We start from the raw sequence: 18007 nt of genomic DNA, 5'->3' as shown, positions 1-18007 counted from the left end.
AAACCGGGTGGGCGACGTCTTTGTCGTAGAAGGGGCAACCGCCGTTGGTTACCTGTGATGATTGCTTAGCAAGAGCTGCGCCAGATCAGCCGAGCAACTCGCTCATGGCGATGATCTGTTCCGCCACCTGGATCAGTTTCTGCTGGCGACTCATGGCCTGGCGGCGCATCAGCGTGTAGGCCTCTTCTTCATTGCAGTGCTTCATTTTCATCAGCATGCCCTTGGCCAGCTCGATGCGTTTGCGCTCGGCCAACTGCTGGTCACGGGCCTGCAGCTGGGCGCGCAGGGCCTGATCGCTTTCAAAACGGGCCATGGCCACGTCCAGGATCGGCTGCAGGCGCTGGGCCTGGATGCCTTCGACGATGTAGGCGCTGACCCCGGACTTGATCGCCTGGCGCATCACGTTCGGGTCGTGCTCGTCGGTAAACATCACGATCGGCCGCGGTTGGTCGCGGCTGACCAGCACCACTTGCTCCATGACGTCGCGGCCGGGCGACTCGGTATCGATCAGGATTACATCGGGGCGCACCGTTTCGACGCGCGCGGGCAAGTCGATGGTCAGACCTGACTCATCGATCACCTCGAATCCGGCTTCGATCAGCGCGGCCTTGAGGCGCCCGACTTTGCGCGGAGTATCGTTGATCAACAGGATTCGCAACATAGTGGTCGTCCTGTCAACGCAGCGCTTGGCGGTTGCAAGGGTCCGCCATGGCGTGCAAACGGAAGCTGCGGGCGTAGGCAGCGGGGTCAGCGCCATCCCAGATTTTGCCGTCGATAAGTTGGCTGCTGCGCATGTCCTGGGCGTTTGCCGGCACGCCGACGGCGGCGGCCGCTTGGCGATACAGATCCAATTGCTGCACCTTACGGGCCACGCCCAGGTAGTCCGGGTCTTCGCGCAGCAGGCCCCAGCGCCGGAACTGGGTCATGAACCACATACCGTCGCACAGGTAGGGCAGGTTCACCTCGCCACCGGCAAAAAACCGCAAGGCATGCGGGTCTTGCCAGTGGTTGCCGAGGCCGTCGTCATAAGCGCCCAGTAGCCGTGGTTCGATACAGTCCAGCGGCGCATCAAGGTAGTCGCGGGCGCTGAGTAATTGCGCGGTAGAGCGGCGGTTTTCCTGGCTTTCTTCGATAAAACGGCTGGCTTCGAGAATCGCCATCACCAGCACGCGGGCGGTATTCGGGTAGTGGTCGACGAAGGCCTGGGTGCAGCCTAGAACCTTTTCCGGATGATTCGGCCAGATTGCCTGGGTGGTCGCCAGCGTGAATCCCAGGTTTTGTTTTACCGCGCTGGCACACCAGGGTTCGCCGACACAAAAGCCGTCGATGCGCCCGGCCTGCAGGTGCGCGACCATCTGCGGCGGCGGCACCACCACGCTGTCGACGTCCAGCAACGGATGAATGCCCTGGCTCGCCAGCCAGTAATACAGCCACATGGCGTGGGTGCCTGTGGGAAAGGTCTGAGCGAACGTCAGTTTTGTTTGGCTTTGGTGCACGTGACGATCCAATGCCTCAGGAGTGGTCACCCCTTGCTGCTGCAAACCGTGTGACAGGTTGATGCTCTGGCCGTTCTGGTTGAGCCCCATCAGCACCGCCATCTCGGTCGGCGCAACTCCGCCGATGCCCAGGTGCACGGCATAGATCAGCCCATACAGGCTGTGAGCGGCGTCCAGCTCACCACTGACCAGTTTGTCGCGCAGGTTGGCCCACGACGATTGGCGCTTGAGGTTGAGTGTCAGGCCATAGGGTTGCGCGAAGCCCTGGGTGGCGGCGACCACCAGCGAGGCGCAATCGGTCAGCGCCATGAAACCCAGGTCGAGGCTGCTCTTTTCCGGGGCGTCACTGCCGTTTACCCAGGCCAGCGCATTATTCACAGCGCTGTTGCCGACCGAATCGTTCATCAACACCTACCTTTTCTTTCAAAAAAAAGCGCCGCTCCCTCGCATGGCAATACAAGCCATTGCAGGGTAACGACGCCTTTGTCCGTAAGCCTGCTCCGACGTTGGAGGGGCTTTCATGCAGAGTCCTTAGCAAAGCACATGCCACAGGAAAACAGGCTCGGTCGTCGTCAGCTTTTCATCAAGATTGAAACTCGCCTGCCTTTCAGTATGGCCGCCTCTTCGCGCCAGATAGGCAGGAACACCTACGGTGACTATCGATTCCCCAGCCATGATCAGCCGCCGCAGGCTGCATCGCTGGCTGCTGTGCTTTGCACTGTTGCTGGCAATCGCCCCTGCCTTGGGTGAGCGCTACCAGGCGCGGGATGAAAGTTTGCATACCTTTTTTACCGCACTGTCGGTGCCGTTGGGCGTGCCCGTCGTGGTCAGTCGCGAGGTCGCGCGCAGGACCCTCTCCGGGGCATTCGACCTGGGTGCGGCGCAGCACACCCTGGAGGTGGTCGCCGAGCAGCAAGGCCTGATCTGGTACAGCGACGGGCAGGTGCTTTACCTCTATGCCGCCAGCGAGGCAAAAAGTTCGGCGGTGGCGTTGCGGCATATTTCGGTCGACAGGCTGCGTGGGTTCATGCGCCGTTCGGGGCTTGATGAATCACGTTATCCGCTCAGGGAAAGCGGGGAGCGGACATTCTATGTGTCCGGGCCGCCTAACTACGTGGACCACGTGTTGCAGCTGGCCCAACTGATGGACAGGCGGCGCACCGAGGTGCGCGTGGGCACCCAGGCCTTCGGCGTGGTACAGGTGTTCAACACCCACGTGGCGGATCGTCAGTACGTCATCGGCGGCGACAAGGTCAACGTGGCGGGCATGGCATCGATGATCGAAACCGTGCTGGCCAGCGAGCAGAAGAATGGCACGCAGCGCCCCGTGAGTTTGCTGGCCGACAAGAGCCTGGTGGTGATCGCTTACCCGGACTCCAACAGCTTGCTGATCAAGGGCAAGCCGGCGCAGGTGAAGGTGATCGAGGAACTGGTGGCGGAGCTCGATAAGCCCAAGCGGCCGATTGAAGTATCGTTATGGCAGGTCGACATGGAGCGTAGCGAATTCGAGAAGATGGGCGCGGCCTGGGCTCAGGAAACAGACACCGAAGCTTTCGTGACGCGCGTGCTGGCGCCTTTGGAGGATAACCGCCTGATGGCGCAGCTCGGTGTGCTGGAGCGCCGGCGCAAAGCCAGGATCCTTGCGTTTCCGGTGATCCTTACCCAAGAGAATGTTCCGGCAGTTTTCCAGGATAACCATACGTTCTACCTGCCCGGTTCCGGTGGCGACAGCCGTGAGTGGCAGCCCGTGCGGTATGGCACGCAAGCCAGTGTGCTAGCGCGCTTTGTCGAGTCGAATCAGATCGAAATGCAGCTGACCATTGAGGACGACCGGCAGATGGATAACACGCTCAAGCGTGGTTCGGCAGGCGGCGTGGGACGAGTAGGCATCAGCACGGTGGTGCGTGTACCTCCGGGCAGGCGTCTTTGGCTGGGCGGTTTTCGACGTGAGGGCGAAGGGCTTGGCCGCAGTCGACGCGCCGAGGTCCGGATGTTTGTCATCCAGGCGCGAGCGGTTGGCCGCGAGCTCCAGATGCTCGCCGGTGCCGTCGGGCCGCCGCCATTAACGCAAAGCCAGTATGAGCAGGTGCAACGCGCGTTTGTGCGTGAAAACCGTGAAGCGCCTGAATGAACGGGCCCTTAGGCACGTGTCTGAACGATTACCTGTGCGTGCTGGCGAAAAATCCTACGAAGTACGTGCCGAAAGCCTGGCTTACATGAGCCTTTTCCTAACGTCGTTTACGGCTCAGGTTTTTATAGTCGTGAGGTTGCCGAATCGGCCGTTTCTGGAAGCAAGGAATTCAATGTCAGTAGTCGGATGCAGAGGTGTGTATGACCATCGTGAATGATGGGCCGACGGCCTCACGGGTTTTTGCCGGATGGACCTTGTATGGCGATGGCCAACTGACCGGCGACGGCGTGGATATTCAGTTGCCGCCCAAGGAGTGGCATGTGCTGCGGCTGCTGTTGGCGTCCGATGGCGCACTGATGACCAAGGATCAATTGCTTGAATTGGCCTGGCCCGGTGGCGAGGTTGCAGAGGAGTCGCTCACTCGCTGTATCTACGCGTTGCGCAAGCACCTGAAGAAAGACAAAGGGTTTATCAAGACGATCTACGGCAGAGGCTATCGCTTTACCTGCGTCGTGACAGTTGAGCATCACGCGTCGCGCCGCGCTGGACGAGGGCGCGCGCAGTACATCTGTTCGGCCTGTGGCCAGGTGACACATGATTAAGCGATTGTGCAAAGGGTTATTGTTGAGCGTAATGATGGGCAGCCACTACGCCTGGGCCAGTTGCTGGGAGGAGGTTGCCGGCCGTTACGACATCGAGCCGGAGCTGTTGCAGGCCATCGCTGTGGTGGAGTCGGGTTACCGTGCGCAGGCATTGAACCCTGGCAATAGCGATGGCTCCCGAGATATCGGCCTGATGCAGATCAACAGCATGCACCTGCCGCGCCTGGCCAAGCAGGGTATTACCGAGGAGAGGTTGCTGGCCGAGCCGTGTTTGTCGGTCGAAGTGGGCGCCTCGATCCTGGCCGAGTTCATCCAGCGTTTTGGTTACAACTGGACTGCCGTGGGTTCCTACAATGCAGGGGCGGCGCCTGAACGCGAGGCGTTGCGCCTGCGTTATGCGGAAAAAATCTGGGCGCAGTATGAAGCGTTGGTTGCACAGCGGCACTGACGATTGGACGGCGTACCTCGCACCAGGCGCGTCACCCCGGCTATAATCGGCGCCACCTTTCGCCGCCATCCGAGTCTAGCCCGCCCATGTATACCCTGGCCCGCCAGCTGTTATTCAAACTCTCCCCGGAAACTTCCCACGATCTGTCCCTGGACCTGATCGGTGCCGGTGGCCGCCTGGGGCTTAATGGCCTGGTATGCAAAGCGCCAGCGAAGATGCCGGTGTCGGTGATGGGGCTCGACTTTCCTAACCCGGTCGGGTTGGCTGCAGGCCTGGACAAGAACGGCGCGGCCATCGATGGTTTCGCGCAACTGGGTTTCGGTTTCGTCGAAATTGGCACCGTGACACCACGGCCGCAGCCAGGCAACCCGAAACCACGGATCTTTCGCTTGCCGGAAGCCGAGGCGATCATCAACCGCATGGGTTTCAACAACCTGGGGGTTGATCACCTGCTGTCGCGGGTTCAAGCCGCGAAATACAAGGGCATTCTCGGCATCAACATCGGCAAGAACTTCGACACACCGGTGGAGCGTGCCGTCGATGACTACCTGATTTGCCTGGACAAGGTCTACGCCCACGCCAGCTACGTCACTGTCAACGTCAGCTCCCCCAATACCCCGGGCCTGCGCAGCCTGCAGTTCGGCGACTCCCTCAAGCAATTGCTCGAAGCCTTGCGCTTGCGCCAGGAAGACCTGGCCGTACGCCATGGCAAGCGCGTTCCGCTTGCAATCAAGATTGCTCCGGACATGAGTGATGAAGAAACCGTGCAGGTCGCCCAGGCCCTGGTGGAGTCGGGTATGGATGCGGTGATCGCCACCAACACCACGCTTAGCCGCGCCGGTGTTGAAGGGCTGGCGCATGGGGATGAAGCGGGTGGTCTGTCGGGTGCGCCAGTGCGAGACAAAAGCACTCACATCGTCAAGGTGCTGGCAGCCGAGTTGGCGGGGCGCTTGCCGATCATCGCAGTGGGCGGTATCACCGAAGGCAAGCACGCGGCCGAGAAAATTGCTGCCGGCGCGAGCCTGGTGCAGTTGTACTCCGGCTTCATCTATAAAGGGCCAGCGTTGATCCGCGAGTCGGTGGATGCGATAGCGGCTTTGCCGAAAGCGTAAGGCAATAAAAAGGGCTCCCTAAAGGAGCCCCTGGGCCGAAGCCCGCCGCCCTGATGGGGCGTGCGTGGTTAAGTCGTTACATAATCTTCAAGGTGGTGTGTCGGTTTAAGTGCCCTGTGTTAGCCGACGGCGTGAAGTTCGTTGAGTCTGTGGATTCCCGCAGTGCCAGTCATACCGTCCCAGTTGTCGCCGCGTCCTTCTCGCCAGCCGTTGATCCAGGCTTGGCGTACCGACGGTAGAGTAAATGGGCAAAGCTCACGGGATTTGCCATGAACGCCATATTGATATCCGCGTAAAAATGCTCTTTCCAACGGATCACGCTTAAGTCTTCTCATAGGGTGTTTCCCTCACTTGTTGACTGTCTAGATATCCTTCGGCCTCGTCCGAGGCCGGGCAGAGTTTTTCTGCCCGTTGGTGGGCTCGCTGCCGGCGTGGCGAGCCATGTGTCGGCGTCGTTACGGCGCCAACCTGTGTTGAGTTCTAACCAATAGGTCACATGGATTCAATGATCGTTTTGTCATAAGCACGTAACGATAACGATGCTATAGCCATAAGCTGGGATGGCTTTTCGCCCCTTTTATTGGGCAAACCCAGCTATGATGTGCTCTGCAAAGAGGATGGGTTTAATCCTTTAGTGAGAATGTCCGCCTGTTGCAGTCGGTTATTATTCGACGAAGGGTATGAATATTTCTTTTTGTTGCAGTCATTTGTTTATCTGCCCTGGAGATTTTGGCTCAAAGGCCTGGCAGCCGGGGTGGAACGGCACATTCGTGCCACGCGAGCACTCTTCAAGAAAAGTGCTTGATTGAAAACCGAGCCGGCGATGCGTCGCCCGTTCATTTATTGCTGAAAAGCCTGGAATGCCCCATGTCGGACCGTTTTGAACTCTTCCTCACCTGCCCCAAGGGCCTCGAAGGCCTGCTGATCGAGGAAGCCGTCGGGCTTGGCCTTGAGGAAGCCCGCGAGCACACCTCGGCCGTGCGCGGCATGGCCGACATGGAAACCGCCTACCGCTTGTGCCTCTGGTCGCGCCTGGCCAACCGCGTGCTGCTGGTGCTCAAGCGCTTCCCGATGAAGGACGCCGAAGACCTCTATCACGGCGTGCTGGACATCGAATGGGCCGACCATATGGTTGCGGACGGCAGCCTGGCGGTGGAATTCAGCGGTCACGGTTCGGGCATCGACAACACCCACTTCGGCGCGCTGAAGGTCAAGGATGCGATTGTCGACAAGCTGCGCACCCCAACCGGTGAACGCCCATCCATCGACAAGATCAACCCGGACCTGCGCATCCACCTGCGCCTGGACCGTGGCGAAGCGATCCTGTCCCTCGACCTGTCCGGCCACAGCTTGCACCAGCGCGGTTATCGCCTGCAGCAGGGCGCGGCACCGTTGAAGGAAAACCTGGCAGCGGCGATTTTGATTCGCGCCGGCTGGCCGCGCATTGCGGCCGAAGGCGGCGCGCTGACGGACCCGATGTGCGGGGTTGGTACCTTCCTGGTCGAAGGCGCGATGATCGCTGCCGACATGGCCCCCAACCTCAATCGCGAACTGTGGGGCTTCACCACCTGGCTTGGCCACGTTCCGGCGCTGTGGAAAAAGCTGCACACCGAAGCGACCGAGCGTGCAGCCATCGGCATGAACAAGCCGCCGTTGTGGGTGCGAGGCTACGAAGCCGACCCACGTTTGATTCAACCCGCGCGCAATAACATCGAGCGCGCCGGCCTGAGCCATTGGATCAAGGTGTACCAGGGCGAAGTCGGCACCTTCGAGCCGCGCCCGGACCAGAATCAAAAAGGCCTGGTGATCTGCAACCCGCCGTACGGCGAGCGTCTGGGTGACGAAGCCAGCCTGTTGTACCTCTACCAGAACCTCGGCGAGCGCCTGCGTCAGGCCTGTATGGGGTGGGAAGCGGCGGTGTTCACCGGCGCGCCGGACCTGGGCAAGCGCATGGGCATCCGCAGCCACAAACAGTATTCGTTCTGGAACGGCGCCTTGCCGTGCAAACTGCTGCTGATCAAGGTCAACCCGGACCAGTTCGTCACTGGCGAGCGCCGCACGCCGGAACAGCGTCAAGCTGAACGTGAGCAAGCCGCTTACGATCAGGCCCCGACCGAGCCGGTAGAACGCCAGTACAACAAGAACGGTAACCCGATCAAGCCAGCCCCGGCGCCTGTGGTTGAGCAGGCGCGCCTGAGCGAAGGCGGGCAGATGTTCGCCAACCGCCTGCAGAAGAACCTCAAGCAGTTGGGTAAGTGGGCCAAGCGCGAAGGCGTGGACTGCTACCGTGTGTACGACGCCGACATGCCGGAATACTCCATGGCCATCGACCTCTACCACGATTGGGTGCACGTGCAAGAATATGCCGCGCCGAAATCCATCGACCCGGAAAAAGCCTCCGCGCGTATGTTTGACGCGCTGGCCGCGATTCCTCAGGCGCTGAACGTCGACAAGAGCCGCGTGGTGGTCAAGCGTCGTGAGCGTCAGAGCGGCACCAAGCAATACGAGCGCCAGAGCGCCCAGGGCAAGTTTACCGAGGTCAGCGAAGGCGGCGTGAAGCTGCTGGTTAACCTCACCGACTACCTGGACACCGGCCTGTTCCTCGATCACCGCCCGATGCGCATGCGCATCCAGAAAGAAGCGGCCGGCAAGCGGTTCCTCAACCTCTATTGCTACACCGCCACCGCCAGCGTGCATGCAGCCAAAGGCGGCGCGCGCAGCACCACCAGCGTCGACTTGTCTAAGACCTATCTGGACTGGGCGCGCCGCAACTTCTCGCTCAACGGTTTTTCCGACAAGAACCGCCTGGAGCAGGGTGACGTGATGGCGTGGCTGGACGCCAGTCGCGATGAATTCGACCTGATCTTCATCGACCCGCCGACCTTCTCCAACTCCAAGCGCATGGAAGGCATCTTCGACGTGCAGCGCGACCACGTGCAGTTGCTCGACCTGGCCATGGCGCGCCTGGCACCGGGCGGCGTGTTGTACTTCTCGAACAACTTCCGCAAGTTTGTGTTGGAGGACAACCTCAGCGAACGCTATGCGGTCGAGGAAATCAGCGACAAGACCCTCGACCCGGATTTCGCGCGTAACGCGAAGATCCACCGGGCCTGGAAAATCACCGCACGCTGATCGCTGCACTCAGTGGGAACAAAAAGCCGCAAGCCTGGTGTATTCCAGTCTTGCGGCTTTTTTGCGCTGGTCAAACCGTGGCCTCGTGGCTATAACTTAACGCCTAGCCAAAGTGACAGCCCCGTACGCTGGCGTTGTGAGTGTTGCCTATGCCGATGCATGCCGTACGCCCAAAAGTCCTTGGTTTTATCAGTGAGCAGGCGTCGGCTTGGCTGGTGGCACTGGTGGTGTTACTGGCAGGTGGCGCGCTGACGCTCATCGTCGCGTGGGCCGCCACCGACCTCTATCAGCAACAGGTTCGCCAGCGCTTCCAGTTGCTGGTCAACGAGCGCTACACCCGTCTTCAGGAACGCTTCGAAGAGCAGGAACAACGCCTGGCCAGTCTGCAGCGCTTCTTCGTCAACTCCAGTAACGTGTCCCGTGCAGAGTTTGATGGGTTTGCCCAACCCTTGCTGCTGCGTGCCCACGCTTATGCCTGGGCGCCGCGGATATTGCGCGATCAACGCAGTGCGTTTGAACAAAAGATTTCGCGCCAGCGCGGTGCCCCGTTCGCCATCCGTGAATTGAACGCGTCAGGTGAATTGGCCCCGGCCCTCGAGCGCGATGAATACGTGCCGGTGCTGTACAGCCAGACCCAAAGCCTGCTGGGCTCGCCGCTGGGCTTTGATCTGCTGGCCCAACCGCTACGGCGATCGGCCCTTGAGCGCGCGCAAAAAAGCGGCAAGACGGCGGTTTCCCAGCCCATGCAACTGGTGGGCGTGGAACCGGCCTATGCGGCTGGCGTCTTGCTGGTGGCGCCGGTGAGCAAGCTATCCGCTGCTGAGCCCAGCGGCTTTGTGATGGCAGTGATCAGCATGCGCCAATTGGTGGCCGATGGTTTGCCCAAGCCGAACCGCGACAACCTGGTGATGCAGATCGTCGATACCTCCGACACCCAACAGCGCGTGCTGTATGCGTCGAGCAATGCGGTCGGCGCCAGCGACCTCAGCGCCGCACGGCGTCTAACCCTCGGCGACCACGTGTATGCCCTGACGGTGCAAGCCAGCCGGGTCTTCGACCAGGCCAACCGCTCCTCAACGAGCACGATCCTGAGCATGGGCGGGTTGCTCAGCCTGCTGCTCAGCGCCTTGCTGTATGTGTTGGTCAGCCAACGCCAACGCGCACTTAAATTGGTAGAGCAGCGCACCGAGCAATTGCGCCTGCGTGAGCAGGAGTTGCGCGGGGCCCATGGGCAATTGCGCAGCGTGCTGAATGCGGCCACCCAGGTCGCGATCATTGCCACCGACTTGCGGGGTGTGATCAGTACTTTCAATGCTGGCGCCGAGCAGATGCTGGGGTACAAGGCCGAGCAGGTACTCGGGCGGATGACCCTGGAAAGCCTGCACTTGGGCGCTGAACTCGATGCGCGCTCCGCCAGTTTAAGTGCGGCCATGGGCAAGCGCATCGTGCCGAGCCAGGCGATGCTGGTGCAGACCCCGGACAACCTGCACGAGGCCCGAGAGTGGACGCTGTTGCGCGAAGATGGCAGCCGGTTGACGGTGAATATGCTCGGCACCGTTTTGCTCGATGACCATGGCTTGTGGGTCGGGCACTTGGCGATTTACCTGGACGTCACCGAGCAGAAACGCGCCTTCGAGGCGCTGGCCGCGCGCGATCGGCTGCTGAAAAAACTCAGTGCCCATGTGCCCGGCGGGATCTTCCAGTTCATCCTGGAACACCAGGACAACGGGCGTTTCATCTATGCCAGCGATGGCATGCGCGATATCTATGAAATCGACCCCGGGCTGCTGCAGCAGGACGCAGGCAAGGTCTTCGAGCGCATCCATCCTCAGGATGTAGAGCGGGTGCAGCTGTCGATTCGTTTGTCGGCGCTGCAGTTGAGCCACTGGCGCGAAGAGTACCGCGTGCTGTTGCCGCAACGCGGCCTGCGCTGGATTCGTGGCGAAGCTACGCCGGAAGAGTTACCCGGTGGCGGTACGCTGTGGCACGGCTACGTGTCGGATATCTCCGATCTCAAACGGGTGGAGGAAGAGTTGCGCGCGCTGTCCATCACGGACTCGCTGACGGGCATCCATAACCGGCGCTATTTCCAGGACCGCTTAAAGGCCGAGATGCTCAGGCTTAACCGCACCTCGGGGGCGCTGTCGTTGATCATGCTCGATATCGACCACTTCAAACGCATCAACGACCAACACGGGCACGCGGTGGGGGATGGGGTGTTGCAAGAGGTGTGCAAGCGCATCAGCCAGCGCCTGCGGCGTACGGATGTGTTCTGCCGCTTGGGCGGCGAAGAGTTCGGGGTGCTTTGCCCGCACACCGATGGTGAGCAGGCGTACAGCCTGGCGATGCAATTGTGGCAGTCGCTACGCAGTGCGCCGATGGACGCGGTGGGCACCGTGACCGCCAGCTTCGGTGTGGCCAGCTGGCGAGTCGACGACGGCATTGATGGGCTGTTGCTGCGCGCGGATTCGGCGGTGTATGTGGCCAAGCAGGCGGGCAGGGACCGGGTGCAAGCGCAGCGACTTAGGGCTTGATTGACAGCGTTTTCAGACGGTGCGCATTCATGGGGGAGCTGTGTTGCCTGCGATTGCAGCGCGTCAGTCAACGCATCTGATACTGATACACCGCTATCGCAGGCAAGCCACACACACTTGATCTGTGTTGCCTTTTAAAGCACCGGTGCCGCTGCCGCCAGCTTCGGCTGGCGATACAGGTCCAGCAGCACCTGATCCAGCACCGAGGACGCCCCCCACGGTTTCGAATCGTTGAGGATCGCCACCACCACCCAGGTATTGCCGTTGTTGTCGCGGCTGAACCCGGCAATCGCGCGCACAGTGTTCAGGGTACCGGTTTTGATGTGGGCTTCGCCGCGCATGGCGGTAGTTTTCAGACGTTTGCGCATGGTGCCGTCGGTGCCGGCAATCGGCAGCGAGCTGATGTATTCCGCCGCGTAAGGGCCTTTCCAGGCGGCTTGCAGCATGGCTGCCATCTCGCGGGCGCTGACGCGTTCGGCGCGCGACAGACCGGAGCCATTTTCCATCACCAGGTGCGGCGCGGTGATGCCTTTTTTCGCCAGCCACTGTCGAATCACGCGTTGCGCAGCCTTGGCATCATCGCCGTCGGCATCGTTGCGAAACTGCGCACCCAGGCTCAGGAACAACTGCTGGGCCATGGTGTTGTTACTGTATTTGTTGATGTCGCGGATGATTTCCGCCAGGTCCGGCGAAAATGCGCGGGCGAGTACTTTGGCGTCCTTGGGCACTGGCGCCTGGATATCTCGGCCCTGGATGGTGCCGCCCAACTCCTGCCAGATCGCGCGCACGGCGCCGGCGGTGTAGGTGGCGTGGTCGAGCAGTGACAGATAAGTCTGCGAACTGCAGCCATCGCCTAACTGGCCGCTGACCGTCACGGTGACACTGCCATCGGCGGCGGTGACCGGGCTGTAGCGCACGTCGCCAGTGCACTGCTTGGCGCTGGTCACTTTGACCTGATTGTCGATACGGACGCTGGCAATCGGCGGCTCGACCGACACGATCACTCGGCCGGAGTCGTTGCGGGTAACGAAGCGCAACGCCTTGAGGTTGACCAGCAGGGCGTCGGGCTTGACCAGGAATGGCTTGTTTTCGTCGTTACCGTCGTCATTGAAATCGGGCAATTGCGGCGGGTTGAAGAAACTGCGGTCGAGCACCAGGTCGCCGGTGACTTGCCGCACGCCATTGGCACGCAGATCACGCATCAGCAGCCAGAGTTTTTCCATGTTCAGCTTGGGGTCGCCGCCGCCCTTGAGGTAGAGGTTGCCGCGCAACACGCCACCGCTGAGGGTGCCGTCGGTGTAGAACTCGGTTTTCCACTGGTGGTTGGGGCCGAGCATTTCCAGGGCCGCGTAGGTGGTGACCAGCTTCATGGTGGAGGCCGGGTTCACCGAAACGTCGGCGTTGAATACGGTCGGCGTGCCGGGGCCGGTGAGGGGCAGCATCACCAGGGACAGCGCGGTATTTTGCAGTTTGGCTTTCTGGAGAGCCTGCGCAACGTTGGGTGGCAGGGTGTTGTTGATCGGGGCGGCAGAAACGCAAAGGGCCAGTGGTAGAAAAAAACCGGCCAGTAGTGCTGAGCGAAAAGATTTGATCATAAAGAATAAAACCCTACTGCTGAGGAGGGTGAAAAAGGCGAGGGGAATGGATGAAAATCCCTCATTGGTCACGAAAGTGTCGGCATTATGCCCCAAGGTAGATGCAGTTGTAGCTGAACGACAGCGGGTATTGCGTGTTTTTTTGCAGACAAATGGCCGGCTGTCCCAGAGAGTCGGGCAATTGCCGCCTTAAACTGCTAAAGTGCCGCCCGTTATTACTTATGAGGATTGTTCCAATGGCGACTAACCGTTCCCAGCGTCTGCGCAAAAAACTGTGCGTTGATGAATTTCAAGAGCTGGGTTTCGAACTGAACCTGGACTTCAACGAAGGCCTGAGTGAAGAAGCTATCGACGCTTTCCTCGAAGCATTCATCAAAGAAGCCATGGAAGCCAACGGTCTGGGCTATGTCGGCGGCGACGACTACGGTCTGGTTTGCCTGCAGAAACGCGGCTCGGTTTCCGAAGAGCAGCGTGCTGCTGTTGAAGCTTGGCTGAAAACCCGTTCCGAGCTGACCAAGGCTGAAGTCAGCCCGTTGCTGGACGTGTGGTATCCGGAAAAGCCGATCAACGCGGCTAAGTGATACTGAAAAAAACGGCGACCTGAGGGTCGCCGTTTTTTTATGCCTTGCGCCAATTCAGAATCAACAGCGTCAACACCCCCGCCACAATCCCCCAGAACGCCGAACCGATGGAAAACAGCGTCAAGCCTGACGCGGTGACCATAAAGGTGATCAGCGCCGCTTCGCGTTCCTTCGGCTCATTCATGGCGATGCTCAAGCCATTGATGATTGAGCCAAACAACGCCAAGGCCGCAATCGACAGCACCAGCTCCTTGGGCAAGGCTGCGAACAACGCCGCCAACGTCGCGCCAAATACGCCCGCAATCGCGTAGAACACCCCGCACCACACCGCAGCGGTGTAGCGCTTGTTGCGGTCTTCATGGGCATGCGGCCCGGTGCAGATGGCCGCGCTGATCGCCGCCAGGTTGATGCCGTGGGAGCCGAACGGCGCGAGCACCAGCGAGGCCAGGCCGGTGGCGGTGATCAGCGGCGAGGCGGGCACGTTGTAGCCGTCGGCGCGCAACACGGCGACGCCGGGCATGTTCTGCGAGGTCATCGCCACCACGAACAACGGGATGCCGATACTGATGGTGGCCGCCAGCGAGAAATGCGGGGTGGTCCACACCGGCGTTGCCACTTCCAGGTGAAAGCCGCTGAAATCCAGCAGCCCCATCAGGCCTGATAGCAGCGTGCCGATCACCAGCGCGGCCAGTACCGCATAACGCGGCGACAGGCGCTTGATGATCAGGTAGGTGAAAAACATCCCCAGGACCAGGCCGGTGCGATGTTGCGCGGCGACGAATATCTCACTGCCGATCTTGAACAGAATCCCCGCCAGCAACGCCGCCGCCAGCGACGACGGAATGCGCTTGACCATTTTTTCGAAGCTGCCGGTCAGCCCGCAGAGTGTCACCAGCACCGCGCAGGTGATGTAGGCGCCAATCGCTTCGCCGTAACTCACGCCGCCCAGGCTGGTAATCAGCAGCGCCGCGCCGGGCGTCGACCAGGCAATGGTAATCGGTGTGCGGTAACGCAAGGACAGACCGATGCTGCACACCGCCATACCGATGGAGATGGCCCAGATCCATGAGGAAATCTGCGCCGTGGTCAAACCGGCCGCTTGGCCGGCCTGGAACATCAGGACCAGGGAGCTGGTGTAACCGGTCATCATGGCGATGAAGCCGGCGACGACGGCCGACGCAGAAGTGTCGGCCAGCGGGCGCAAGGGCGCTTGGGTGGCGTCGGTCATGCAGAGGTGTTCCTTTTACCAGGGTGTTTGCCGGTGAAGGCGCGGATTCAAGCCTAAACTCAAACGTAACCACTCATTGCAATACAGCCGACGCCGCAAACAGCCGTACAGTGTGTTGGCGCAGTGGGTTGTGTACAATGTGCCGTGTTTTTAGGTGATACTTGCCAGCGACACGCGCTTGCCGTATTACCGTTAATTCGCCGCCGTTCTCCAAACCCGAGTGCCCATGAACGAACAGTTGCAACCTCTCAAGAAACAACCGCGAGCTGGCAAGGCCGGTCGCAGCGGAACCCAGGACGATATCGTTTACGCGCATATCTTCGAGGCCATCCTTGAACAACGCCTGGCGCCCGGAACCAAATTGAGTGAAGAGGCACTGGGCGAAATCTTCGGCGTCAGCCGCACCATCATTCGCCGTGCGCTGTCGCGCCTGGCCCATGAAGGCGTGGTGTTGCTGCGGCCTAATCGTGGTGCGGTGGTGGCGAGCCCAAGTGTCGAAGAAGCACGCCAAGTGTTCCTGGCCCGGCGCCTGGTCGAGCGGGCGATCACTGAGTTAGCGGTGCAGCACGCCACGGCTGAGCAACTGGCCGAGTTGCGCCAGATGGTCAACGACGAGCGCGACAGCTTCTCGCGTGGCGACCGTGGTGCCGGTATCCGCCTCTCCGGTGAATTCCACCTTAAACTGGCCGAAGCGGCGAAGAATGCGCCATTGATCAGCTTCCAGCGCAGTTTGGTGTCCCAGACCTCGTTGATCATCGCCCAGTACGAAAGCGGCAACCGCTCGCACTGCTCCTACGATGAACACACCCAACTGATCGACGCGATCGAAGCGCGCGACGCGGCGCTGGCAGTGAATTTGATGATGCACCACATGGATCACATCGACAGCAAGCTCAACCTCGATGAGGAAAGCGCGTCGGATGATTTGCATGCGGTGTTCTCGCATCTGTGCAGACCAAGAAGCCAGGCCGGTCCTCGGTCAAGTTGTAATTTCCCGGGCTCACCGGGGACAAGAAATGTGGGAGTTGGCGTGTGTGGGAGCCGGTCTTGCTCGCGATGCAGGCACCTCGGTATGAGAGTTACACCGCGGTGATGCTATCGCAGCGGTGCGACGATTCGACAAGCCAGCTCCCACACAAGCCAACTCCCATTTGTTTTGTGGTGTACCTGAAATTAGCGTTGGTGGACTAACTGACCCGCTGCATACGTCTGCAATATCGCCCGATCGTCCCCCAACGTCATCAACACAAACAACGTCTCGGCAATGTTATTGGCCTGCTTCAAGCGATAGCTGAGCAACGGCGTGGCGTTGTAATCCAACACCAAAAAGTCCGCATCAGTGCCCGGCTGCAACGTGCCGATCTTGTCTTCCAATCGCAGTGCCCGCGCGCCGCCCAAGGTGGCCAGGTACAGCGACTTGAACGGGCTCAGCCGCGCGCCCTGCAACTGCATGACCTTGTAAGCTTCGTTCAGGGTTTGCAGCAGCGAGAAGCTGGTGCCGCCGCCCACGTCGGTGCCCAGGCCTACATTCAACTTATGTTTCTCGGCCATCGGCAGGTTGAATAAGCCGCTGCCGAGGAAGAAGTTTGAGGTCGGGCAGAACGCCACCGCCGAACCGGTCTGCGCCAGCCGCGCGCACTCGTCGTCACACAGGTGTACGCCGTGGGCAAACACCGAGCGCTCGCCGAGCAGTTTGTAGTGGTCGTACACATCCAGATAGCCTTTGCGCTCCGGGAACAGCTCTTTCACCCACTCGACTTCCTGCAGGTTTTCACTGATGTGCGTCTGCATGTACAGGTCTGGGTATTCGCCCAGCAGTTGCCCGGCCAGCGTCAGTTGTTCCGGCGTGCTGGTCGGTGCGAAACGTGGCGTGACTGCATAGTGCAAGCGGCCCTTGCCGTGCCAGCGTTCGATCAGCGCTTTGCTTTCCTGGTAGCCGGATTCGGCGGTGTCGGTCAGGTAGTCCGGCGCGTTGCGGTCCATCATCACCTTGCCGGCGATCATGCGCAGGTCGAGTTTCTCGGCCGCTTCAAAAAACGAATTGACTGACTGCGGGTGCACACTGCCGAACACCAACGCGGTGGTGGTGCCGTTGCGCAGCAGTTCCTTGATGAAGATATCCGCGACTTCTTCGGCGTGGGCCTTGTCGGCAAACTGGCTTTCGCACGGGAAGGTGTAGGTATTGAGCCAATCCAGCAGTTGCTCGCCATAGGCGCCGACCATGCCGGTTTGCGGCAGGTGGATGTGGGTGTCGATCAGGCCCGGCGTGATCAGTGCGTCCTGATAATGAGTGACGTCGATATCAGCGGGCAGCGTTGGCAGCAAATCGCTGGCGTGGCCCAAGGCGCTGATCTGACCGTTATCGATCACCAGCAGGCCGTCTTCGAAGTATTCATAGGACGCTTCGATCCCCACTTCAGCAGGGTCGGCGATGCTGTGCAGGATGGCGGCACGGTAGGCTTTGCGAGTCAAAGGCATGGTGATCTCAATTGTTAGATAGCTTGGCTGCGGCGCGAGGCCGGCAGCAGTTTGGCAATGGGTTCGGCGCTCGCGGTGTGCTGGCCGAAGTTCGCGTTATAGGTGGCGATAATTTCGCCGGCGATGGAGATGGCGATCTCCACCGGTAATTTGCCCTTCACCTCGGTGAGGCCCATGGGGCAGCGCATGCGTTGCAGTTGCGCGGTGTCGAAACCGCGATCACGCAGGCGGTGTTCGAACTTGACCCGTTTGGTTTTCGAACCGATCAGGCCAAAGTAGGCAAAGTCATTGCGCTTGAGCAGGGCGGCGGTCAGCTCCAGGTCCAGCGCATGGTTGTGGGTCATGACGATGCAGTAACTGCCCACGGGCAAGTCGGCAATTTCATCGACCGGCTCCTCGCTGACGATTTTACGCACGCCCTGGGGGATATGCTGCGGAAACTCCTGATCCCGGGCATCGATCCAGCGCACCCGACACGGCAGGCTGGCCAGCAACGGCACCAAGGCACGGCCAACGTGGCCGGCACCGAATACGGCGATCTGGGCTTGTACCTGACCCACGGGTTCGAACAGCAGCACGGTCACGCCGCCGCAGCACTGGCCCAGGCTGGCGCCGAGGCTGAAGCGCTCCAGACGGGTGTTTTGCTGGCCACGCACGAGCATGTCGCGGG

14 protein-coding genes and 1 pseudogene are annotated in these 18007 nt (G+C 60.6%); 8 read left to right on the top strand and 7 right to left on the bottom strand.

The genetic code is table 11. The annotated features are described in order from the left end of the window. Nucleotides 1-85 precede the first annotated feature (85 nt). Nucleotides 86-661, bottom strand: a complete 576-nt coding sequence (locus E0F99_RS15030; RefSeq protein ID WP_083357333.1) for an ANTAR domain-containing response regulator — start codon at nt 659-661, stop codon at nt 86-88. A 13-nt stretch (nt 662-674) separates the two neighbouring features. Then, the gene (locus E0F99_RS15025) at nt 675-1901 is read right to left on the bottom strand and encodes a CmpA/NrtA family ABC transporter substrate-binding protein (RefSeq protein ID WP_083357334.1); all 1227 of its coding nucleotides are present in this window, start codon (nt 1899-1901) and stop codon (nt 675-677) included. Between the two features lie 247 nt (nt 1902-2148). Between E0F99_RS15025 and sctC the strand changes: the two genes are divergently transcribed. The 4 genes from sctC (at nt 2149) to E0F99_RS15005 (ending at nt 5789) form a co-directional block, all read left to right on the top strand. After that, the gene (gene sctC / locus E0F99_RS15020) at nt 2149-3627 is read left to right on the top strand and encodes a type III secretion system outer membrane ring subunit SctC (RefSeq protein WP_083357335.1); all 1479 of its coding nucleotides are present in this window, start codon (nt 2149-2151) and stop codon (nt 3625-3627) included. A gap of 200 nt (nt 3628-3827) precedes the next feature. Further along, nucleotides 3828-4229: a winged helix-turn-helix domain-containing protein gene (locus E0F99_RS15015; protein WP_083357336.1), complete on the top strand. Its 402-nt coding sequence runs from the start codon at nt 3828-3830 to the stop codon at nt 4227-4229. Then, entirely contained in the window at nt 4222-4677 is a 456-nt protein-coding gene (locus E0F99_RS15010) for a transglycosylase SLT domain-containing protein (RefSeq protein ID WP_083357337.1), read from the top strand. Before E0F99_RS15015 ends, E0F99_RS15010 begins: the two co-directional genes overlap by 8 nt. Before the next feature lie 86 nt (nt 4678-4763). Beyond that, complete coding sequence (locus tag E0F99_RS15005) at nt 4764-5789, top strand: quinone-dependent dihydroorotate dehydrogenase (protein WP_083357338.1); 1026 nt, start codon at nt 4764-4766, stop codon at nt 5787-5789. Between the two features lie 119 nt (nt 5790-5908). Here E0F99_RS15005 and rmf read toward each other — a convergent pair whose 3' ends face one another. Beyond that, nucleotides 5909-6124 (bottom strand): ribosome modulation factor, encoded by a 216-nt coding sequence (gene rmf / locus E0F99_RS15000; protein ID WP_002553055.1) that lies wholly within the window; start codon nt 6122-6124, stop codon nt 5909-5911. 532 nt (nt 6125-6656) lie between these two features. On the opposite strand from rmf, the gene rlmKL reads away from it, so the two are divergent. Together rlmKL and E0F99_RS14990 are read left to right on the top strand one after the other, a co-directional pair. Continuing rightward, nucleotides 6657-8921, top strand: coding sequence for a bifunctional 23S rRNA (guanine(2069)-N(7))-methyltransferase RlmK/23S rRNA (guanine(2445)-N(2))-methyltransferase RlmL (rlmKL, locus tag E0F99_RS14995; protein ID WP_083357339.1), 2265 nt, complete (start codon nt 6657-6659; stop codon nt 8919-8921). A 149-nt stretch (nt 8922-9070) separates the two neighbouring features. Then, complete coding sequence (locus tag E0F99_RS14990) at nt 9071-11455, top strand: sensor domain-containing diguanylate cyclase (protein ID WP_083357340.1); 2385 nt, start codon at nt 9071-9073, stop codon at nt 11453-11455. Between the two features lie 134 nt (nt 11456-11589). On the opposite strand, the gene dacB is transcribed toward E0F99_RS14990, so the two are convergent. Further along, entirely contained in the window at nt 11590-13050 is a 1461-nt protein-coding gene (gene dacB, locus E0F99_RS14985) for a D-alanyl-D-alanine carboxypeptidase/D-alanyl-D-alanine endopeptidase (RefSeq protein ID WP_083357341.1), read from the bottom strand. A gap of 236 nt (nt 13051-13286) precedes the next feature. Here dacB and E0F99_RS14980 point away from each other — a divergent pair, with 236 nt between their 5' ends. Continuing rightward, entirely contained in the window at nt 13287-13631 is a 345-nt protein-coding gene (locus E0F99_RS14980) for a YggL family protein (protein ID WP_003193255.1), read from the top strand. Nucleotides 13632-13668: 37 nt separating this feature from the next. Here the strand turns inward: E0F99_RS14980 and E0F99_RS14975 are convergent, their stop codons facing one another. Further along, nucleotides 13669-14859 carry a benzoate/H(+) symporter BenE family transporter gene (locus E0F99_RS14975; protein ID WP_083357342.1) on the bottom strand — a complete coding sequence of 397 codons (1191 nt, stop codon included), beginning with the start codon at nt 14857-14859 and terminating at the stop codon, nt 13669-13671. 226 nt (nt 14860-15085) lie between these two features. Between E0F99_RS14975 and E0F99_RS14970 the strand changes: the two are divergent. After that, nucleotides 15086-15849, top strand: a pseudogene (locus tag E0F99_RS14970) (GntR family transcriptional regulator). A 183-nt stretch (nt 15850-16032) separates the two neighbouring features. Here E0F99_RS14970 and guaD read toward each other — a convergent pair. Together guaD and xdhC are read right to left on the bottom strand one after the other, a co-directional pair. Continuing rightward, nucleotides 16033-17337 carry a guanine deaminase gene (gene guaD / locus E0F99_RS14965; RefSeq protein WP_083357343.1) on the bottom strand — a complete coding sequence of 435 codons (1305 nt, stop codon included), beginning with the start codon at nt 17335-17337 and terminating at the stop codon, nt 16033-16035. Between the two features lie 14 nt (nt 17338-17351). Beyond that, nucleotides 17352-18007: xanthine dehydrogenase accessory protein XdhC (gene xdhC / locus E0F99_RS14960; RefSeq protein ID WP_130908808.1), on the bottom strand; the 656-nt coding region annotated here is incomplete at its 5' end.

The organism is Pseudomonas antarctica, from assembly GCF_900624995.1.
In the GTDB taxonomy this organism is placed as follows: Bacteria; Pseudomonadota; Gammaproteobacteria; order Pseudomonadales; family Pseudomonadaceae; genus Aquipseudomonas; species Aquipseudomonas antarctica.
The sequence above is the reverse complement of the archived record's forward strand: the minus strand, read 5'-3'. Positions and strand labels throughout refer to the sequence as shown.

Bases quoted from the DNA above. Each gene is read 5' to 3' on its own strand.
- E0F99_RS15030 (WP_083357333.1), bottom strand. From the start codon at position 661: ATGTTGCGAATCCTGTTGATCAACGATACTCCGCGCAAAGTCGGGCGC.
- E0F99_RS15025 (WP_083357334.1), bottom strand. From the start codon at position 1,901: ATGAACGATTCGGTCGGCAACAGCGCTGTGAATAATGCGCTGGCCTGG.
- E0F99_RS15015 (WP_083357336.1), top strand. From the start codon at position 3,828: ATGACCATCGTGAATGATGGGCCGACGGCCTCACGGGTTTTTGCCGGA.
- E0F99_RS15010 (WP_083357337.1), top strand. From the start codon at position 4,222: ATGATTAAGCGATTGTGCAAAGGGTTATTGTTGAGCGTAATGATGGGC.
- E0F99_RS15005 (WP_083357338.1), top strand. From the start codon at position 4,764: ATGTATACCCTGGCCCGCCAGCTGTTATTCAAACTCTCCCCGGAAACT.
- rmf (WP_002553055.1), bottom strand. From the start codon at position 6,124: ATGAGAAGACTTAAGCGTGATCCGTTGGAAAGAGCATTTTTACGCGGA.
- rlmKL (WP_083357339.1), top strand. From the start codon at position 6,657: ATGTCGGACCGTTTTGAACTCTTCCTCACCTGCCCCAAGGGCCTCGAA.
- E0F99_RS14990 (WP_083357340.1), top strand. From the start codon at position 9,071: ATGCCGATGCATGCCGTACGCCCAAAAGTCCTTGGTTTTATCAGTGAG.
- dacB (WP_083357341.1), bottom strand. From the start codon at position 13,050: ATGATCAAATCTTTTCGCTCAGCACTACTGGCCGGTTTTTTTCTACCA.
- E0F99_RS14980 (WP_003193255.1), top strand. From the start codon at position 13,287: ATGGCGACTAACCGTTCCCAGCGTCTGCGCAAAAAACTGTGCGTTGAT.
- E0F99_RS14975 (WP_083357342.1), bottom strand. From the start codon at position 14,859: ATGACCGACGCCACCCAAGCGCCCTTGCGCCCGCTGGCCGACACTTCT.
- guaD (WP_083357343.1), bottom strand. From the start codon at position 17,337: ATGCCTTTGACTCGCAAAGCCTACCGTGCCGCCATCCTGCACAGCATC.